General features: G+C 54.6%; 16 protein-coding genes and 1 tRNA gene. 8 read left to right on the forward strand and 9 right to left on the reverse strand.

Annotation, left to right across the window (positions count from 1 at the left end):
* Nucleotides 1-6: 6 nt before the first annotated feature.
* Complete coding sequence (locus FHI25_RS14440; protein WP_210518903.1) at nt 7-954, reverse strand: cyclase family protein; 948 nt, start codon at nt 952-954, stop codon at nt 7-9.
* 214 nt (nt 955-1,168) lie between these two features.
* Nucleotides 1,169-1,254 (reverse strand) — tRNA-Leu (locus FHI25_RS14445).
* A 216-nt stretch (nt 1,255-1,470) separates the two neighbouring features.
* On the opposite strand from FHI25_RS14445, the gene FHI25_RS14450 reads away from it, so the two are divergent.
* The 4 genes from FHI25_RS14450 (at nt 1,471) to FHI25_RS14465 (ending at nt 6,062) form a co-directional block, all read left to right on the forward strand.
* Nucleotides 1,471-2,058: a YqaA family protein gene (locus tag FHI25_RS14450; RefSeq protein WP_008889914.1), complete on the forward strand. Its 588-nt coding sequence runs from the start codon at nt 1,471-1,473 to the stop codon at nt 2,056-2,058.
* Between the two features lie 43 nt (nt 2,059-2,101).
* Entirely contained in the window at nt 2,102-2,608 is a 507-nt protein-coding gene (locus FHI25_RS14455) for a disulfide bond formation protein B (RefSeq protein ID WP_210518905.1), read from the forward strand.
* A gap of 234 nt (nt 2,609-2,842) precedes the next feature.
* Nucleotides 2,843-3,730 carry an AraC family transcriptional regulator gene (locus FHI25_RS14460; protein WP_210519182.1) on the forward strand — a complete coding sequence of 296 codons (888 nt, stop codon included), beginning with the start codon at nt 2,843-2,845 and terminating at the stop codon, nt 3,728-3,730.
* Between the two features lie 148 nt (nt 3,731-3,878).
* Entirely contained in the window at nt 3,879-6,062 is a 2,184-nt protein-coding gene (locus FHI25_RS14465; RefSeq protein ID WP_210518907.1) for a TonB-dependent siderophore receptor, read from the forward strand.
* A gap of 100 nt (nt 6,063-6,162) precedes the next feature.
* Here the strand turns inward: FHI25_RS14465 and FHI25_RS14470 are convergent, their stop codons facing one another.
* Together FHI25_RS14470 and rpmB are read right to left on the reverse strand one after the other, a co-directional pair.
* Nucleotides 6,163-6,729: an HNH endonuclease gene (locus tag FHI25_RS14470; RefSeq protein ID WP_008889910.1), complete on the reverse strand. Its 567-nt coding sequence runs from the start codon at nt 6,727-6,729 to the stop codon at nt 6,163-6,165.
* A 390-nt stretch (nt 6,730-7,119) separates the two neighbouring features.
* Nucleotides 7,120-7,413 carry a 50S ribosomal protein L28 gene (gene rpmB / locus FHI25_RS14475; RefSeq protein WP_008889909.1) on the reverse strand — a complete coding sequence of 98 codons (294 nt, stop codon included), beginning with the start codon at nt 7,411-7,413 and terminating at the stop codon, nt 7,120-7,122.
* Nucleotides 7,414-7,861: 448 nt separating this feature from the next.
* Between rpmB and FHI25_RS14480 the strand changes: the two genes are divergently transcribed.
* Nucleotides 7,862-8,050 (forward strand): hypothetical protein, encoded by a 189-nt coding sequence (locus FHI25_RS14480; RefSeq protein ID WP_008889908.1) that lies wholly within the window; start codon nt 7,862-7,864, stop codon nt 8,048-8,050.
* An 88-nt stretch (nt 8,051-8,138) separates the two neighbouring features.
* Here the strand turns inward: FHI25_RS14480 and FHI25_RS14485 are convergent, their stop codons facing one another.
* The 5 genes from FHI25_RS14485 to FHI25_RS14505 form a co-directional block, all read right to left on the reverse strand.
* Complete coding sequence (locus FHI25_RS14485) at nt 8,139-10,205, reverse strand: GGDEF domain-containing phosphodiesterase (protein WP_246879113.1); 2,067 nt, start codon at nt 10,203-10,205, stop codon at nt 8,139-8,141.
* Nucleotides 10,206-10,336: 131 nt separating this feature from the next.
* The gene (gene gluQRS / locus FHI25_RS14490) at nt 10,337-11,176 is read right to left on the reverse strand and encodes a tRNA glutamyl-Q(34) synthetase GluQRS (RefSeq protein WP_210518916.1); all 840 of its coding nucleotides are present in this window, start codon (nt 11,174-11,176) and stop codon (nt 10,337-10,339) included.
* Between the two features lie 19 nt (nt 11,177-11,195).
* Complete coding sequence (cobT, locus tag FHI25_RS14495; RefSeq protein ID WP_349238021.1) at nt 11,196-13,169, reverse strand: cobaltochelatase subunit CobT; 1,974 nt, start codon at nt 13,167-13,169, stop codon at nt 11,196-11,198.
* Nucleotides 13,170-13,172: 3 nt separating this feature from the next.
* Entirely contained in the window at nt 13,173-14,180 is a 1,008-nt protein-coding gene (gene cobS, locus FHI25_RS14500) for a cobaltochelatase subunit CobS (RefSeq protein WP_008889904.1), read from the reverse strand.
* Nucleotides 14,181-14,392: 212 nt separating this feature from the next.
* A complete protein-coding gene (locus FHI25_RS14505) occupies nt 14,393-15,043 on the reverse strand; it encodes a DnaJ domain-containing protein (protein WP_210518918.1) in 651 nt (216 codons plus the stop codon).
* A 160-nt stretch (nt 15,044-15,203) separates the two neighbouring features.
* Between FHI25_RS14505 and FHI25_RS14510 the strand changes: the two genes are divergently transcribed.
* The 3 genes from FHI25_RS14510 (at nt 15,204) to FHI25_RS14520 (ending at nt 17,505) form a co-directional block, all read left to right on the forward strand.
* A complete protein-coding gene (locus FHI25_RS14510; RefSeq protein WP_210518920.1) occupies nt 15,204-15,500 on the forward strand; it encodes a BolA family protein in 297 nt (98 codons plus the stop codon).
* Nucleotides 15,501-15,640: 140 nt separating this feature from the next.
* The gene (locus FHI25_RS14515) at nt 15,641-16,894 is read left to right on the forward strand and encodes a PQQ-dependent sugar dehydrogenase (RefSeq protein ID WP_210518922.1); all 1,254 of its coding nucleotides are present in this window, start codon (nt 15,641-15,643) and stop codon (nt 16,892-16,894) included.
* Nucleotides 16,894-17,505 carry a c-type cytochrome gene (locus tag FHI25_RS14520; protein WP_210518924.1) on the forward strand — a complete coding sequence of 204 codons (612 nt, stop codon included), beginning with the start codon at nt 16,894-16,896 and terminating at the stop codon, nt 17,503-17,505. The genes FHI25_RS14515 and FHI25_RS14520 overlap by 1 nt, the downstream gene beginning before the upstream one ends.
* The last annotated feature ends 7 nt before the right edge of the window (nt 17,506-17,512 follow it).

Below are 17,512 nucleotides of genomic sequence, written 5' to 3' on the forward strand. Positions count from 1 at the left end.
ACCGGGTTAGCGAATAGCAACCGGGTTGATGATCATCTGTACGGCGCCTTTGAGTTTTGCCTGCCCAAGAACAAAGAGAAACTCGTGGGCACGATCCGCGGCCAGATCCTTGGTGACAATGTTTTCAAGGATATAGACGCCATTCTCAGCCAAAAGCTTGACGTGTACCGGGAAGAAAGCACTGGGGTCCTCATGGGGAACAGCTTCCAGGCCCCAAGTATCGGCCCCCACGGCCACGACACCCTGCTTTGCCAACCATTCGGCTGCTTCCAGCCCAATACCTGGTTCCGTTGTCCCGTAGAGTTCGTTGTCTTTGCCAACCAAATCAAGCCAGCCGGTATGGATCAGCGCAACATCGCCCTTGCGAATTTCGGTACCCGCAGCTTTTTGGGCGTCCATGATGTCATCAAGGGTAATAACATAGCCACCTTCAAGGCGATCGGTCCCCTTGATCGCGGCTATGTCCAGCAAGACACCACGTGTCGCCATGGGTGGAACGTTTTCAATGCCAAGCTTGGTCAGGCCGGTGGCTGCGACCATGTCTTCGGCGTGGTTATTGTTATAGTAGGTATGGTGATCACCCAGATGACCAAGGCCGTCAATCTGTGTCCCGACACCGAGCCAGCCGGTGAACATGTCATCGTTATAGGTTCCGGCATTACTGCCGATTGTTTTGTTGCCACTTTGCCCGGGTGAAAAAACCGTGACCGCGACACCACGCGGCGCAAACGCCGGCGTATCACGCGAGATTTCCATACCCAGTGAATAGACCTTGCCTTCGGAAACCAACTTGCTTGCTGCAAGTGTGACGTCCGACGTCAGAAAGTTTGCTGCGCCGATCTGATCTTCCGGACCAAATTGGGAACTGAACCTGTCTTCGGCAGACGCAGACCCAACGGTTCCGACTGCACCCATCATAACGGCTGCAAAGGTCATGATTTTTACTTTTTGCATTGTTTCCTCCCTAAGTTGATAAGGACTCAGGGAACAGCAATTCTAATGCCAACAAAAAAATGGCTTAAAACGGCGATCTTCAAAAGGAATTTGAGCGGCAACCGATCAATCGAACACCCGAAATGATCGGTTATCGCTCCGGCAAAACATGCAGGCGACCAGCCTGTCTCACCAAGCTCGCATTTTTTGTCACTCTATCCTTTGGGAAAAGTGATGGTGCCCCCGGGGAGAATCGAACTCCCACTCACTAAGTGAAACAGATTTTGAGTCTGCCGCGTCTACCAATTCCGCCACAGGGGCAGGCAATTCGGGTGCGTGTGCGCACCCTCCATCAACGGGCGGGATAATAGCCGTAAATTTCGCCGGGTCAATGGGGCTTTGTGCAAAAATACGTCTGCGTAGATACGGATAAACTGCGCCATTGCGATTGCCGGCAAAATGCGGTTTGATCTGGCCTGTTTTCAAGGCCAAGCGCCGCTCCCCAAATCGCAGACAACATGACAAGGCGCTATTGCCGTGATCCGCAGCCTCTATGACTGGACCATGAACCTTGCCGGCCACCGCCATGCCGGCTGGGCCCTGTTTTTCATTGCAGCGATTGAAAGCTCTGTCTTTCCGATCCCGCCTGACATTCTGCTGATCCCGATGATCATTGCCGCCCCCACGCGGGCCTGGCGCTATGCACTGATTTGTCTCGTCGGCTCGGTCCTTGGTGGACTTGTCGGATACGGTATCGGCTTCTTCCTGTTTGAAACGGTCGGACAGCCTGTGTTGGAGCTTTATGGCTATGCCGACAAGTTTGATCAGTTCCGCGACTATTACAACGAATGGGGCGCCTGGGCGGTGTTTATTGCCGGTGTAACGCCATTCCCCTACAAGGTGATCACCATCCTGTCGGGTGTGACCGCACTTGACCCGGTTGTCTTTACGCTGGCATCGATCCTGGCGCGCGGATTGCGGTTCTTTGTCATTGCCGCCCTGATCTGGAAATTCGGCCCTGTCATCCGCGACTTCATCGAACGTCGACTGGGCCTCGTTTTCACCATATTTATCGTGGTTCTTGTCGGTGGGTTTGCCGCGATAAAGCTGATCCCGCATGGTTGACCCGACGCCAATTTTTTATGCACGCCAATAAACGGACCAACTGATGTTCAATTTGCTGCGCCCACGCTTCATCCCGGCCTTTCCGCCCCTTGCCCTGCTGTTGGTTTCAGTAGGTAGCATCGGCTTTGCGTTTTACGCGCAATATGTCCAGAAGTTGCTTCCCTGTGTGCTGTGTCTGTATCAGCGTGTGCCGTTCTATGTGGTTGCCGGTCTTTCGATCATCGCGCTGTTGCTGATCCGCTTTCCTGCCGCCGCACGGGCGGTGGTATATCTGTGTGCTGCGACCTTTGCCGTCGGGACAGCAATCGCGTTTTACCACGTTGGTGTTCAGGAACTGTGGTGGGAAGGGCCCGCCATGTGTGGCGGGGTACAAAGCGGTGCCGCATCCGTGGCAGACCTCAAGGCGCAGCTTATGGCTCAACCGATCATCCGGTGTGACAAGATCGACTGGACCCTGTTTGGCATCACCATGCCGACCGTCAACGTGTTCTTTTCGGCAGCACTTACCGTTTTCTGCCTGATCGCGCCGTCACGCTGGATGAAAAAGTAACACCAGACGCCTTTGGCCGTACCAAAATCAAATCTTTGGAAAACCCGTCTGACACGTCAGGCGGGTTTTTGCATCTCCAAGGGCCGCCTTTTGCGCGAACAATTGCTCAGAAATTTGACAATTCTTCGCATGATAATGAGAATTGTTATTGTTTGCAGAAATTTCCCGGTTATATTGAGACCCATTCGCACCATAAGTTCCGACTGCACAAAGGACCCCATTGTCGTGAGCGCCATGGCATTCCATCCACATATGACCAGCCACATCGAAGGTATTTCCCTTCTTGATGACCTGCGGTTCCGTCGCTGGAACACCGCCATTTCCGATTTATGGCATGTGGAATGTGAAGCAGAGGCTGGGGGAACCTACGTGTCACAAGCCCCCCGTCTGGTGGCGATCCTTGATTGCGTGGGCGATGGGCGTATCAACGTCCGCTCCTCAGATGACTTGGCAGATCAGCAACCTCGCGGCAAAGGATGTCTGTCTTATATCCCGGCCGGGATGGAGGTTTCATCAGAGGTTTTCGGCGCTTGTCGTCTGCGTCATCTTGATATCCATCTTGATGTCGACGCGCTTGAAAACAGCATGGGCGTGCCACTTGACCGCGCGACCATGGAAACACCGCGCATCGGTTTTTGCGATCCGCGCATCAATACGTTGGTCCGGTTGCTGGCCGACGACCTTCAAAGCGAACACCAAAGCCCGCAGATCTATGGCGAAGGTTTGATCAGCGCGCTGACCGCAGCCCTGCTGCAGCCGCGCGCGGCAAGCGAACCGCAACGCAAACGCGGCAAACTTGCACCGTACCATTTACGCAAATCGGTCGACTATATTGAACAGAACTGCGGACGCACCATTCGATTGGATGAACTGGCACAGCTCACCGGGCTCTCACAATCCTATTTCTGCTCGGCCTTCCGCGAAAGTACCGGCATGCCCCCGCAACAGTGGCAGATGAAAGCCCGGGTGGAGCGCGCCAAGAACCTGCTTAAAGATGCCGATACACCGCTAGCGTCGGTCGCCCTTCGGGTCGGCTTTGCCGATCAGGCGCATCTGACCCGCGTGTTCCGCAAAATCGTTGGCACCACGCCGGGTGCATGGCGCAAGGAACAGATCGCGTAACTTAAGCCAAATTCCGTTCAATACGCCGAAATCCGGTTCAATATTCTATCCCCCACCGCGTGATATCGAAAAGGCCATCATCATAGATGGCCCGCCGGTTCCCGCCCGACAGGTCGTCGTCAAAGACAACCGACACAGGGAATCCCAAATGCGTTTTACAGGACAGAAATTGTCTTCGACCCTTTTGCTGGGTACGGCACTAGCATTGGTTTTTGCCGGACCAAACTTTGCACTGGCGCAGTCTTCAGATGACGCGACAGCAAGCGAAGGCGAAACCACCGAAGCACTGATCATTGAAGGCGACGCCACTGCGGCCGATGCCGGTGACCCCACGCCACCGGTTTATGCCGGCGGACAGGTTGCTACAGGTACCCGACTTGGTGCGTTTGGCAACAAAGACATCATGGATACACCGATTGCCGCCACCGGGTACACCAGCGAGCTGATCATGAACCAGCAGGCTCGCGACATTTCGGATGTGATGGATAACGATCCATCGGTGATCAACACCAACGGGTTTGGCACCTTTGCCAACCGTTTCACCATTCGTGGCTTCGACCTGACATCTGATGACGTTTCAATTGATGGCCTTTACGGAACGGCACCGCGCCAGTCCGTCGCCCTTGAAATGTTTGACCGCGTCGAAGTCATCAAGGGAGCTTCGGGCTTTTTGAATGGCATGGCGCCGTCTTCTGGTGGATTGGGTGGCAACATCAACCTTGTCCCCAAACGCGCCGTCGATGATCCCGTAACCAGCTTCACCGGCAGCTATGGCGCGACCAGCGACGTTGGTGGTCATTTTGATTTCGGCCGTCGCTTTGGTTCCGACAATCAGTTCGGGGTCCGCACCAACATCATGCACCGGGCAGGCGAAGCATCCATCGAAAATGAAGATCGTGAGACATCGCTTGGTTCAATCGCGCTCGATTACCGCGGCGATGATACCCGGGTCACGTTCGATGCAGCGATAAACAAGCTGCGCGTTGAAGAAGGCCGCCCAACAGTTAGGGCAAACAATCTGACCTCAATGCTTGATGCACCGTCCGGTTCACATAACTTTGCCGCCGCTGGCACTTATAGTGATCTTGAAGACAAGTTCGCACAGGTGCGCTTCGAGTATGACGCAACCGACAGCACGATGCTTTATACTGCCATTGGCGCACATACCACTGACGAAGATAGTGATTTTTCATCCGTCACCTTAACCAGCACGGATGGATCGGGCGATTTTGGCAGATTCGCGACAGTTTATGAGCGCGAAGATGTCAGTGGTGTTGCAGGCATCCGTCAGGAGTTTGAAACCGGACCGGTTAAGCACGAACTCAATGCCGGAACCACCGCAATGTGGCAGGAAGCAAGGACAAACTGGGATTTCGGCACATCTGTTGCCGGTAACATCTATAACAGCGGCCCATCCAACATCGTTTTTGGCGACCCCGGTAACGCCAATCTCAGCTCACATACAATCCTGACAAGCTATTTCCTGGCCGATACGGTGAGCTTCTTTGATGACAACATCCACCTGACGGGTGGTGTTCGCCGTCAGAACGTCAAATCGCGCGGTTACGACAGACTAACCGGCGCCAAGAACTCCAACTATGACTCTTCGACCAACTCGCCGATGCTCGGCTTCGTTGGTAATGTGACCGATCAGATCACGGTTTATGCCAATTATATCGAAGGTCTGGAGGCCGGAAAAACCGTGACGGAGGCGACTGCAACCAACCGAGGTGAAACGTTAGCACCGTACACGACTGAGCAAATGGAGGTCGGCGCGAAGTTTGACTTCGGCACCTTTGGAGGCGGCATTGCCGTGTTCCAGGCTGAGAAACCATCGGCGTTTCTTAATAGCAGCAACCTCTACACCACCGATGGTGAACAGCGAAACCGTGGTCTTGAGCTGACGGCCTTTGGTGAACCAATTATTGGCACCCGCATTCTGGGTGGCATCACCTTTATCGACGCCGAACTGACCAAAACCGAGAACGGCACCAATAACGGCAACACGGCACCCGGCGTTCCGGAATATCAGGCAGCCCTTGGTGCGGAATATGATTTGCCGTTCCTTGATGGTGCGACAGTTGGTGGACGCCTGATCCATACCGCTGCGCAATACGTTAACACCACCAACACGGTTGAAATCCCGTCCTGGACGCGATTTGACATGAGTGCACGCTATGTAACCGAGCTTTATGACTATCCGGTCACCTTCCGTGCAAATGTCGAAAACCTGACCGATAATGACTATTGGGAAACTGCCAGCACAGAAACCAGCTATATGACCGTAGGCAAGCCGCTTACCGCGACATTCTCGCTTACGGCGGATTTCTGATCATCTGAGGTTTCTCGCACTGAGAAGACCAAAAAACAAAAAGCCGACGGAGTTTCCGTCGGCTTTTTTCTTGGCTCTATGGCGGGCTGAGACCCGCTGCCTAGAAGTCGTATTCCAGTTCGGTATCCCAGTATAAAAAATCCCGCCAACTTTCGTGAAGATAGTTTGGCGGGAAACGGCGTCCTGTGGTCTGAAGTTCGTGCATCGAGGGCTGTCCCGGCGTCCTGCGCAGTCGCAGGCCCGCCTCGCGCACCGATCGACTGCCTTTAAACAGGTTGCAGTCAGAACAGGCCGTAACGATGTTTTCCCAATTGGTTCGCCCACCGCGCGCACGCGGGATCACATGATCAAATGTCAGCTCATTTGTCGGCAGGCGGTCACCGCAATATTGACAGGAAAATTCATCGCGCAAAAAGACGTTAAACCGGGTGAAGGCCGGGCTGCTTTTAAGCGGGACATATTCCTTGAGCGAGATAACGCTCGGCAGGCGCATTTTAAAGGAAGGAGAACGTACTTCGCGGTCGTATTCGGAAAGAACATCGACGCGTTCAAGAAAGACTGCCTTGAGCGTATCCTGCCATGACCAAAGAGATAGCGGGAAGTAGCTCAACGGCCGAAAATCGGCGTTAAGAACAAGTGCCGGACACGCATTGGGCGATAAATGCATACCATCCGCTCCACCGTGTTTACCGAGTCGCTTGCCTTATTTAGCAGGTCCGGGAATCGCTGTTGATGAACATATCATGACGTTTCACCAAACCGGGCGACACGGCGACGTAAACCACTGATAGAGCAAAGTATAGAGCAAATTTCCAAAAGCGCAAAGCTCGTGTTCTGCCGAGTCGCGTTTATTAAGACAGCCCCCTTGCGCAGCCCAAGGAACCCTTGGAGAACTGCAGTACGGCACGACACAAAAAAAGCCGCCCGACGATGTCTGGCAGCCTGTCTGGAGCCCCCGAACCGACACATCGGTTACCCAGGCACAGAGCCGAAAAAAACGAAAGGCCCGCTAAAAAGCGAGCCTTCGTAAATTCTGTCTGTAAAGCAGAAGCCTGAATTAGGCAGCTTTTGCTTCAACAGCTTTGGCGACCTGGCGTTTGATTTTCACCAAATCTGCCGGCAGCTTTGCATTTGCAGTGCTGAGCAGATACGCATCCAGACCACCACGTTTTTCGATGGTGCGGACAGCATTGGTGGTCAGACGCAGACGCACCGAACGACCGAGCGACTCACTAAGCAGCGAGGTCGGCTGCAGGTTCGGGAGGAAACGACGTTTGGTACGATTGTGGGCGTGGCTCACATTCATGCCGACCAAAACGCCTTTGCCGGATACCGGGCAGCGACGTGCCATGACCTGATCTCCTGGTCTATAAATTCGCAAAAGGACGCTTGGCCTGAACATGCAGGCCCGCGCTTGGAAGCGGGTTATTACCGCCTCTAACCCATGCCGTCAAGCCTTCATCAACCGAAAACCGCGACAAAAACGCTTATCAGAGCTGTTTTGACGATAATCCTTGGTTTGTGCCGGTATTTGCCCAACTCAACCGCACGGAATCTGATGTTTTCCAAACCGGGGCGACAATAACTAAGACCCCATTTACAGGCAATTGCGCCATTCTGACACAGGGCGAACAATCGATTCTCTGTGTTTATATAATAAGAGTACCCTGCTTGATGCCTGCAAAGGCCTTGGGATTCAATCTGTCGCGTTTATTGATACTGATCAAAACGCCTACGCACACAACATGGTAGGTTCGACACCATGAGTTAAGAAATCCGTTTCGGGAGCATGACGGGACATGAAATCAGATAGCAAAGTTTCTCTGCCGCTTTTGGGCATTCTGCTGGTCGCTGTAATCGGCTTGGCACTTTATCTTGCCGGTTATGTTCTTGCCGCGTTCGGCGTTCCGATCGCGTCCTTCTGGATTTATGTCGCGCTGGCGCTTGTGCCGGTCAGCTTCCTTGTTCTGATTGATTTTAGCCGCTGATTCTGTCCCCCAGCAGAACAGGACTATGAACGGCTTGCCACGCTTGCGGCAGGCCGTTTTTTTTTGCGCCAGCTCCAAAGAAACACCGTCAGGCGGGCAAATCCGGATCGGTTTGCCAGTGAATGTCGCGACACGGGAGCTGCCCCGGACGGGCAAAGAAGTATCCCTGATAGGCATCTACCCCCATCGCGTGGAGTTCCGCACGCTGTTGCGGTGTCTCGATCCCCTCGGCAATGACCTTAAGACCAAAGCGATGGGCGATCAGAATTGCGGCCTCGATCACCACGCGGGCATTTTCATCCATCGACAAGACAAATGACTTGTCGATCTTGACCGCATCCACATGAATTTCGTGCAGCCGCGACAAGGATGAATACCCGGTCCCGAAATCATCAATATGAATGCCGACTTCCATCGCGTGCAGATGATCTAGCACTGCGGAAATCTGCGACGTCTGACGTTTTTCAAAAATCGATTCCGTGACTTCCAAAACCAACCGACTGGATGCAAGACCGGTTTCCGTCAGGATGCGCGAAACCATATCGGGAAAATTTGGCATCACGATCTGACGGATCGAGACGTTGATGGCAATTTTCGTGGTGACGGGAATCTCGGTATTGTCATGCAGGGTCTGGCAGGCGCGCCGCATGCACCATTCCCCGATATCAACGATGAGCGCGCTTTCCTCGGCAATCGGAATGAATTCATCGGGTGGAACAGTGCCAAGCACCGCGCTGTTCCAGCGTAAAAGCGCCTCGTAGGCGATGATGTCGCCGTTGGTTGCATCAATGACCGGCTGGTACTCGATATAAAACTCATCGGCACTCAGCGCCCGGCGCAGCGCCTGGGTCACACTCAGGCGGCGTTCCTGTTCCGTCAGCAGCATCTTGTCGTAGTTATGCACACTGCCCCGGCCGGATCGCTTGACCTCGGCCGCGGCCAGATCCGCCCAGTGGATCAGTTCCGATATCGACGGATTACGTCCGGACGAAAAGGCAACGCCGGTACTGAACCCGACATGCAATGTATGACCGACAATATTGATCGGGTGATTAACCGCGCGCTGGGCCAGTTCAACTGTGGTTTCGACCAGTGGGTGAAGCTCTTCATGCGGGGCAGCCAGAACAATCAGAAATTCATCCCCGCCCCAACGGCCCAAAGCATGGCGGTCATCAACACATTCCCTAAGCCGCATGCTGACAGCACGCAGAACTTCATCGCCAATCGCGTGACTGAGGCCATCATTTATCTGTTTGAACCGGTCCAGATCAATAAACAGCACGGCATAATCCAGAAGCGCGTCCGATCTCTTTTTATGTTCGAACCAGGCGACAATCCCGTCACGGTTAAGAATACCGGTCAGGGCATCGTGTTCGACCAGATTGCGCAGCTCCTCTGTGCGCTGTTCGACCCGCGCTTCAAGGGTGGCATTCCAGTTTTCGGTAATCCGGTTTTTCTGCCTTAGGTCTTCGACCAGCCCCTGATTTTGATGCTTGAGGACAAAAGATCTGAAAAGAACCGCGTGATTATTGCGATGCGTAACCAGCATCACCAGCAGGAACACCAGCGCCAAGGCGGACAGGATATAGTTCGCATCCCCCATCACCGACAGGATCACGGCTGGCGGCAATAGCAGCGCACACAGATAAAAGCGCCCGACGAGGAAGACAGGAGCAAGAATACCCGTGGCACCCCCAGCCATACCGGCAATGATGATCATGGTCAGAAACTGGCTTTCGCCCTGAACCGCGGGAATTTCAATCGCACCAACCATGGACCACAGCAGGCCGGTGACAATCACCCCGATCTGATAGCGAAAGCGCCATTTTCGAAGCAGATCAGAGGAGAGCTCCGTACTGTTTTCACGCGTCAGGTGATAGAGATAACCACCCCAAAGCCGAATGCTGCAAATCAAAGTGACGACCAGAAGCCAGATAACGGTTTCGGCGCGCAAATCGCCGCGCAGCCAGAACATAGCAACCATGCTGGTGCCAGCGGCCAGATTGACCAGAATGTTAGCCCAGTTATTGCGATAGGCCAGATCAAGAAGGTCGCGCTGAACCTTTCCGTTCAACTCTTCCCCGGCACTTATTTCTATGCCCGGGTCGAGAATGCGTTTCGCAATTCCCCTAACCAAGCCAGCATCTTTTTTCATCTGGTCTTGTGCCCCCGACATCATCGTTCGATCAAAACATCCTATACGGAGGTAATAATCAACGACAACGGGAATATGAAAAACACAAAATATTACGGCTTACTAAGAGATCACCGACCAGCCCCGGTCAATCAGAATTGATCAGCCAGCTTGATCACGTCTGCCGCCGACAATCCGTCTTCGCGCATGGATCTGAGCGTCCTGGATTTGTCACGCTTGGCAAAGCGTTTGCCATCCGGCCCGGTCAGAAGCCCGTGATGGTAATATTCCGGCACGTCATAGCCCAGCAATTCCTGCAACAACCGATGCAGGTGGCTGACAAAAAACAAGTCCTCACCACGAGTGACGAGGGTTATGCCCTGCAGATCATCATCATGGGTCACCGAGATATGATAGCTGGTCGGGGTATCCTTGCGCGCCAGAACCACATCGCCAAAGATTTCGGGTGTGGCGATCTGTTTGCCTGCCGCGCGGTCATACCATGTCAGCTCCTTGCCAACCTGTTTGATCGCCGCAGCCATATCAAGGCGGAGTGCATAGCTTTCACCAGCCACGATGCGATCCTTCCGTTCGGTTGGCGAACACTGTCGACAGGTGCCGGGATAAAGCGCGCCATCCGGGCCGTGCGGTGCGTTTCCGATGCGGGCTGTTTCCGCCTGAATGTCCTTGCGCGTGCAAAAGCACGGATAAAGCAGTTCCATGTCGGACAAGCGATCCAGCACAGCTTGGTAGTCTGCAAAGTGATCGGACTGCACCCGAACCGGCGTTTCCCATTCAAGGCCAAGCCAGGCGAGGTCTTCATAGATCGCTTCGAGATATTCCGGGCGGCATCGGGTTTGGTCGATATCTTCGATCCGCACAAGAAAACGGCCATCCGGCCCGGCCTGTTTTGCAGAAAACAGGGCCGAGGCCGCATGGCCGAGATGAAGATATCCGGTCGGGCTTGGTGCAAAGCGGGTGATCGCGGTCATCCTTCAAGCACCCCTGCCCTTACCAGCGGTCGCGATCGCCTGTGGCATGATCGCGGGCCGGCGCGTTATCGGCGGGCACATGGCGCATCGGGCGTTTTGGTTGACGTGCGCCCTGTTCGTCAAACAGATCGGACAATTCACGCAGCATGGTGCCACCAAGCTCTTCCGGATCGTTGATCGTGACCGCCCGGCGATAATAACGCGTGACGTCGTGACCAATCCCGATCGCCAGAAGTTCGACCGGTGATCTGGTTTCGATCCATTCGATGACTTCGCGCAGATGACGTTCCAGATAGTTTCCGGAATTGACCGAGAGGGTCGAGTCATCAACCGGCGCACCATCGGAAATCACCATCATGATCCGGCGTTGTTCGGTACGACCCAGAAGACGTTCATGCGCCCAAAGCAGCGCTTCGCCGTCGATGTTTTCCTTAAGCAGCCCTTCGCGCAGCATCAGACCAAGGTTCTTGCGCGCCCGACGCCACGGTGTGTCAGCAGCCTTGTAGATGATGTGCCGCAGATCGTTCAGACGACCGGGTTTCGGCGGTTTTCCGGCCTCGACCCAGCTTTCGCGGGACTGGCCACCTTTCCACTGACGGGTGGTGAAACCAAGGATTTCGACCTTAACGCCACAACGTTCCAGTGTGCGGGCCAGAATATCAGCCGACAGGGCGGCAATCGTGATGGGGCGACCGCGCATGGAGCCGGAATTATCGATCAGAAGGGTGACAACCGTATCGCGGAAATCGGTATCCTGTTCCTGCTTGAAAGACAGCGACGTCGACGGGGTCGAGACGATGCGGGCCAGCTTGGCGGCATCAAGAATGCCTTCTTCAAGGTCGAAGTCCCAACCACGGTTCTGCTGCGCCATCAGGCGGCGTTGCAGACGGTTGGCAAGCTTGGAGACCACGTTCTGAAGGTTGGCAAGCTGCTTATCAAGCATGGCGCGCAGGCGCGACAGTTCAAGGTTTTCACACAGATCATCTGCGGTGACGACCTCGTCAAATTCGCGGGTAAACGGCTCATAGCCACGTTCAACCGGCTCGTTGCGGCCATCAAATTCCGGCTGCTCACCCGGTCCGGCAGGCTTTTCTTCCTGCGACATGGCTTCAAGCTGCTGGTCGTCAATATCGCCTTCACCGGCTTCGGCTTCTTCTGAACCGGCATCGGTTTGATCATCGCTGCCATCAGGTTCGGAATCGTCATTCTGGCCCTGCTGGCCGCCCTGACTTTCCATGTCTTCCTGATCGGGATCGTTTTCGCCGTCTTTTTGCTCGTCATCCTCGCCTTCCTGTTCAGGCGGGGCATCGTCGAGGTCGTCTTCAAGCGACAGGTGATCAAGCAATTTGCGCATGCCGCGCGCAAAGGCATCCTGATCATCGAGCAGATCGCGAAGATTGCTCAGGTCTGAACCGGCATTTTCTTCGATATGTGAACGCCACAGATCAATCAGCGGACCGGCGGATTCAGGGGCCTTTTCACCGGTAAAGACTTCACGCGCCAGCATCCCGATCGCATCGGCAAACGGGGCATCATCGCGTGATGTCACACGGTGATAGTTCTTGGCATGACAGTCCTGTTCGGCATGTTCGCGAAGGTTTTTGCGCACACCGGGGAAATACCGCGACCCCACTGCTTCGACACGCGCAGTTTCAAGCGCATCGTAAACAGCCTGAGCCTCGGCCGTTTCGGGCATGCGCTTGGCGTGCAGGGTCGCATCATGGTGACGCATCTTAAGCGCCCAGCCATCGGCAACACCGCGCAGATCGGCGACTTCATCCTTGGGCATGGACTGTTTGGGCATAGGCAAACGCACATGTTCACCATAGCCGCCCGGACGCCCGCCTTTGACAAAGCCGACTTCCAGATCATTGCGCCCGGCAAGCGCACGAAACGTCGCTGCCGTGCCGCGCAAGAAGCCGGAAAGAGCCTCATCATTCTTCATCGCACTACTCGCTTGTGGAACCAGTTCGCCAATCTGCTTGAGAGCCACGCCTTAGCGGACCATCACATTAATGGCTTCCTCGGGCAGTTCTTCACCAAAGCAACGCTGGTAATATTCCGCCAAAATCGGACGTTCGACTTCATCGCAACGGTTAAGGAACGTTACGCGGAAGGCATAGGAAACGTCGCCAAAAATCTTGGCGTTTTCGGCAAGCGTGATCACGGTACGCGGGCTCATGACGGTTGAGATATCACCGGCCACAAAACCCTGACGCGTCAGGTTGGCAAGGGCAACCATTGCTTCGATCTTCTGGCGGCCTTCGGCAGTATCAAATGCCGGAACCTTGGCGGTGACAATATTGGTTTCGTCTTCGACCGACAGATAATTCAGCGTCGCAATGATCGACCAGCGGTCCATCTGGGCCTGGTTAATCTGCTGGGTGCCGTGATACAGGCCCGTGGTATCGCCAAGACCGACCGTGTTCGAGGTCGCAAACAGGCGGAAATGCGAATGCGGGTGGATGACCTTGTTCTGATCAAGAAGGGTCAGCTTGCCATCGACTTCAAGCACACGCTGGATCACGAACATCACATCCGGGCGACCGGCATCATATTCATCAAACACCATCGCAACAGGGCGTTTGAGCGCCCAAGGCAAAATGCCTTCGCGGAATTCGGTGATCTGTTTGCCATCGCGCAGAACAATCGCGTCCTTACCGATCAGATCGATACGGCTGATGTGGCTATCAAGGTTTACACGCACGCACGGCCAGTTCAGGCGCGCTGCCACCTGTTCGATATGGGTCGATTTACCGGTGCCGTGATAACCCTGGATCATCACGCGGCGGTTATGGGCAAAGCCCGCCAGGATCGCCATCGTGGTGTCGCGATCAAAACGATAGGTCGGATCAATCGCCGGCACATGTTCGCTGCCCTGACTGAACGCCGGGACTTCCATATCGATATCGATCCCGAACGTTTCACGGACGGAAATGGTGATGTCGGGTGTATCAAGCGGATGTTCTGCCGCTGCACCGCTCGCTTCGTAACCTTGGCTCATAAGTACTCGCGCGTTTTTCGGACCGGCGCTGGTGACGCGGTCGTTTCGTTAAACTTGCTCATTAATAGCGGTTATGACGCATCACACAAAGGGAAGATGCGCAAAAAATATCTATTATCGCAAAAGGTTTGGTCGATAAGACCTTCCAGATACGCAAACTGCAACCAGATAGACCGGTTTTGATCAAATTTCGCAGAAAATTAGCCAGAAAGCTAAAGTGTCACACGCGCTTCAAGATCGCGGATATAGCGCGTGAGTGACGTATAGGCCGCACTGATCCGCTTGAACCGTTCCTCGGCCGCCTTGTCGCCGCCATTGGCATCAGGGTGGTACTTTTTGGAAAGTGCCTTGTATTTCGTCTTGAGTTCATCGCGGGTGAACGGCCAGCCAAGATCAAGGGTCGCCATGGCCTCTTGCTGTTCGGCAGGCATGCCCATGGCGCCAGCACGACGCTGGGCTTCTTCGCTTTTGCGTTTGCGTTCGGCATTGTCCCTGGCTTCGGCGCCGGGACCATGATGGGTCTGGTCGCCGTCTTCGTTAAAGAAGCCGAACCCGTCCTTGAATTTGAAGTTGAACGGTTTTTTTGATCCGCGGATATGACCGAACTGCCATGTCGGGCGTTGCCAGTGGGTATCGCGACGCATGTCGTTTTCGATATCCTCGGCCTTCATGCCGGCATAATAGTTCCAGGATTTGTTGTATTCGCGGACATGTTCCAGGCAGAACTTGTAATAGTCGCGCAACTTGCGATCCTTGGGCGCACGGAATTCCCCATGCCCGTCACATTCCGGCCAGTCACATTCCGGCAGAACGGGTTCTTCATGGTAGAGCGTCTTGCGCTTGTTGCGGTGTCCTCGGTTCATTTGCGTCTATATGTTCTGAAAATTCGATGCGCGCAATATCATACGGGCGCTTTAAATGCGATAAAAGGCTTGAAAAACGGTCACCGCATGACAGAACGTGACGTAAAGAAACGTTTTTGCAGCAATATGCAAACATCACCAGAAAACAGAGGCCCTTAACATGCAGGTCGCCAACCAGATCCGTGACATCCTGACCGAACAATTCAGCCCGGTCGAACTACAGATCAATGATGATTCGTCCAAACATGCCGGTCATGCCGGTGCAGACCCGCGTGGCGAGTCCCATTTTTCCGTTCTTGTGGTTTCCGAAAAATTCGAAGGCGAGAACCGCGTCAATCGCCAACGTCTTGTATATGGTGCGCTTGATACTTTGCTGAAAGATCGCGTGCACGCGCTGGCACTCAAAACCATGACACCAGCGGAATACGAAAACGCCCTGGCCAACAAGAACAATTAAGAATAATTCCACATAGTGAAATCAACCTAGACGTTCATCCCGATTAGGCGCAATGCTTATACACAAGCCGTGCGAATGGTGAAATTCGCGCGGCACGGATGCCGGTCAATGGCATCCGCGACAATCGGGAGGACTACGTAATGACGAAACGCCTTCTAATGGCGAGCATTGCGCTTGCCATGTCCGGAACCGCCTATGCGCAAGCACCAGCGCCGGACAATCTTGAAAAACTCTCCAACTTCCAATCAACCGGAACGACAGAATTCACCGTCATCGAACAGGGTGGTGATTACGCCGAAGGGATCAAAAAGACCCTTGAGCGCATCAAGCTTCCTGATGGTTTCAAGATCGGTCTTTATGCCATTGTTCCCGATGCCCGCCATATTGCCGTCGGGCCACAGGGGGTTGTGACCTTTGTCGGCACGCGCAAGGACAAGGTGTGGTCGGTAACAGACCGCAACAAGGACCGTGTCGCCGACGAGGTCAAGGACTTCGCCCCGTCGCTTCGGCTTAGCATCCCGAACGGTCCGTGCTTCTCGTCGGACGGGTTCCTTTATATCGCCGAACAGAACCGTGTTCTGGTGTTCCCCGCAGCCGAGTTTTTCTATGAAAGCCCGGACGTTGCCGCGTTCAATGTCGTCAAACAGGGTGATCTGATCCCACCGGCCGAGGAAAGCTATAACCACACCGCGCGCGTTTGCAAAATCGGCCCGGATGGGAAACTTTATATCTCGCTTGGTCAGCCGTTCAACGTGGCGCCGGAAGACAAGCTCGATCTTTATCGCGAGTGGGGAATTGGCGGTATCATCCGCATCAATACCGATGGCACCGGCCGCGAAGTCTACACATACGGGGTCCGCAACTCCGTTGGTCATGACTTCCATCCGGAAACCGGCGAACTGTGGTGGACCGATAACCAGGTCGATGGCATGGGCGATGATATCCCGCCCGGCGAGATCAACCATCAAACCGCCGCAGGCCAACATTTTGGCCATCCGTGGTATGGCGGCGGTGATGTCCGCACCAATGAATATGCCGGTCAGGAAGTGCCGTATGATGTGGTCATGCCTGCGGTTGAAACCGTGGCCCATGCCGCAGACCTTGGCATGAGCTTCTATACCGGCAACATGTTCCCCGCCAAATACAAGAACGCGATCTTTTCGGCCCAGCATGGGTCTTGGAACCGCACAACCCCCGTGGGCGCGCGGGTGATGGTAACCTTCATTGACGATGAAGGTAACGCCACCATCGAACCATTTGCCGAAGGCTGGATTGACGAGAACGAGGAATATCTTGGACGTCCGGTTGACGTTGCCCAATTGCGTGATGGCTCGATCCTTGTTTCCGATGATCTGGCCGGTGCGCTGTATCGCATCTGGTATGAGGGCAATTGATGCGCAGATTTATGATCGCACTCCTCGGCGGGCTTATGTCCGCCGGGGGCATGTCCGATGTGGCGGCCCAAGATGCGTCCACGCCAGATGCCGACGCCCTTCAGGACGGGCGCAAAGTTGCCGGAATGTGTCGCACCTGTCACGGGCTTGATGGGCTGGCACGCATTCCGATCGCGCCGCATATCGGGGGCGAGCCGGTCGATTATCTGATCACCCAGCTAAACGCCTTCAAGACGGGCGAACGTGAACATGAAATGATGACCGTGGTGGCAAGCGGCCTGTCTGATGATCAGATAAGCACGGTTGCGCTTTGGTTCAGCCATTTCGAGGTATCAGGCACCCTGCCCACCAACACATCCGAGGATGATGCACCCGAGCTTTGCGTGGGCTGTCACAGTGCGAATGGCATTTCGACACTGGAAGACGCCCCCAATCTGGCGGGCGAGACCAACATTTATATCGAAACGCAACTCAAGGCGTTTCGCACCGGCAAGCGGGTTCATGACGTGATGACACCGATTGCCAAGGACCTGACGGATGCGCAAATGCAGGCCGCGGCAGACTGGTACAGCAATATCGCGATTGAAATTTCCGAGCCGCCCGGCAAGTAATCCGGGC

Source organism: Thalassospira sp. ER-Se-21-Dark, assembly GCF_017922435.1.
Taxonomy (GTDB): domain Bacteria; phylum Pseudomonadota; class Alphaproteobacteria; order Rhodospirillales; family Thalassospiraceae; genus Thalassospira.

What these genes read in the sequence shown, in the direction of transcription:
- FHI25_RS14470 (WP_008889910.1), bottom strand. Translation starts at nt 6,729, where the DNA reads ATGCATTTATCGCCCAATGCGTGTCCGGCACTTGTTCTTAACGCCGAT.
- FHI25_RS14510 (WP_210518920.1), top strand. Translation starts at nt 15,204, where the DNA reads ATGCAGGTCGCCAACCAGATCCGTGACATCCTGACCGAACAATTCAGC.
- FHI25_RS14515 (WP_210518922.1), top strand. Translation starts at nt 15,641, where the DNA reads ATGACGAAACGCCTTCTAATGGCGAGCATTGCGCTTGCCATGTCCGGA.
- FHI25_RS14455 (WP_210518905.1), top strand. Translation starts at nt 2,102, where the DNA reads ATGTTCAATTTGCTGCGCCCACGCTTCATCCCGGCCTTTCCGCCCCTT.
- FHI25_RS14485 (WP_246879113.1), bottom strand. Translation starts at nt 10,205, where the DNA reads ATGAAAAAAGATGCTGGCTTGGTTAGGGGAATTGCGAAACGCATTCTC.
- rpmB (WP_008889909.1), bottom strand. Translation starts at nt 7,413, where the DNA reads ATGGCACGTCGCTGCCCGGTATCCGGCAAAGGCGTTTTGGTCGGCATG.
- cobS (WP_008889904.1), bottom strand. Translation starts at nt 14,180, where the DNA reads ATGAGCCAAGGTTACGAAGCGAGCGGTGCAGCGGCAGAACATCCGCTT.
- FHI25_RS14505 (WP_210518918.1), bottom strand. Translation starts at nt 15,043, where the DNA reads ATGAACCGAGGACACCGCAACAAGCGCAAGACGCTCTACCATGAAGAA.
- FHI25_RS14465 (WP_210518907.1), top strand. Translation starts at nt 3,879, where the DNA reads ATGCGTTTTACAGGACAGAAATTGTCTTCGACCCTTTTGCTGGGTACG.
- FHI25_RS14520 (WP_210518924.1), top strand. Translation starts at nt 16,894, where the DNA reads ATGCGCAGATTTATGATCGCACTCCTCGGCGGGCTTATGTCCGCCGGG.
- FHI25_RS14480 (WP_008889908.1), top strand. Translation starts at nt 7,862, where the DNA reads ATGAAATCAGATAGCAAAGTTTCTCTGCCGCTTTTGGGCATTCTGCTG.
- FHI25_RS14460 (WP_210519182.1), top strand. Translation starts at nt 2,843, where the DNA reads ATGGCATTCCATCCACATATGACCAGCCACATCGAAGGTATTTCCCTT.
- gluQRS (WP_210518916.1), bottom strand. Translation starts at nt 11,176, where the DNA reads ATGACCGCGATCACCCGCTTTGCACCAAGCCCGACCGGATATCTTCAT.
- FHI25_RS14440 (WP_210518903.1), bottom strand. Translation starts at nt 954, where the DNA reads ATGCAAAAAGTAAAAATCATGACCTTTGCAGCCGTTATGATGGGTGCA.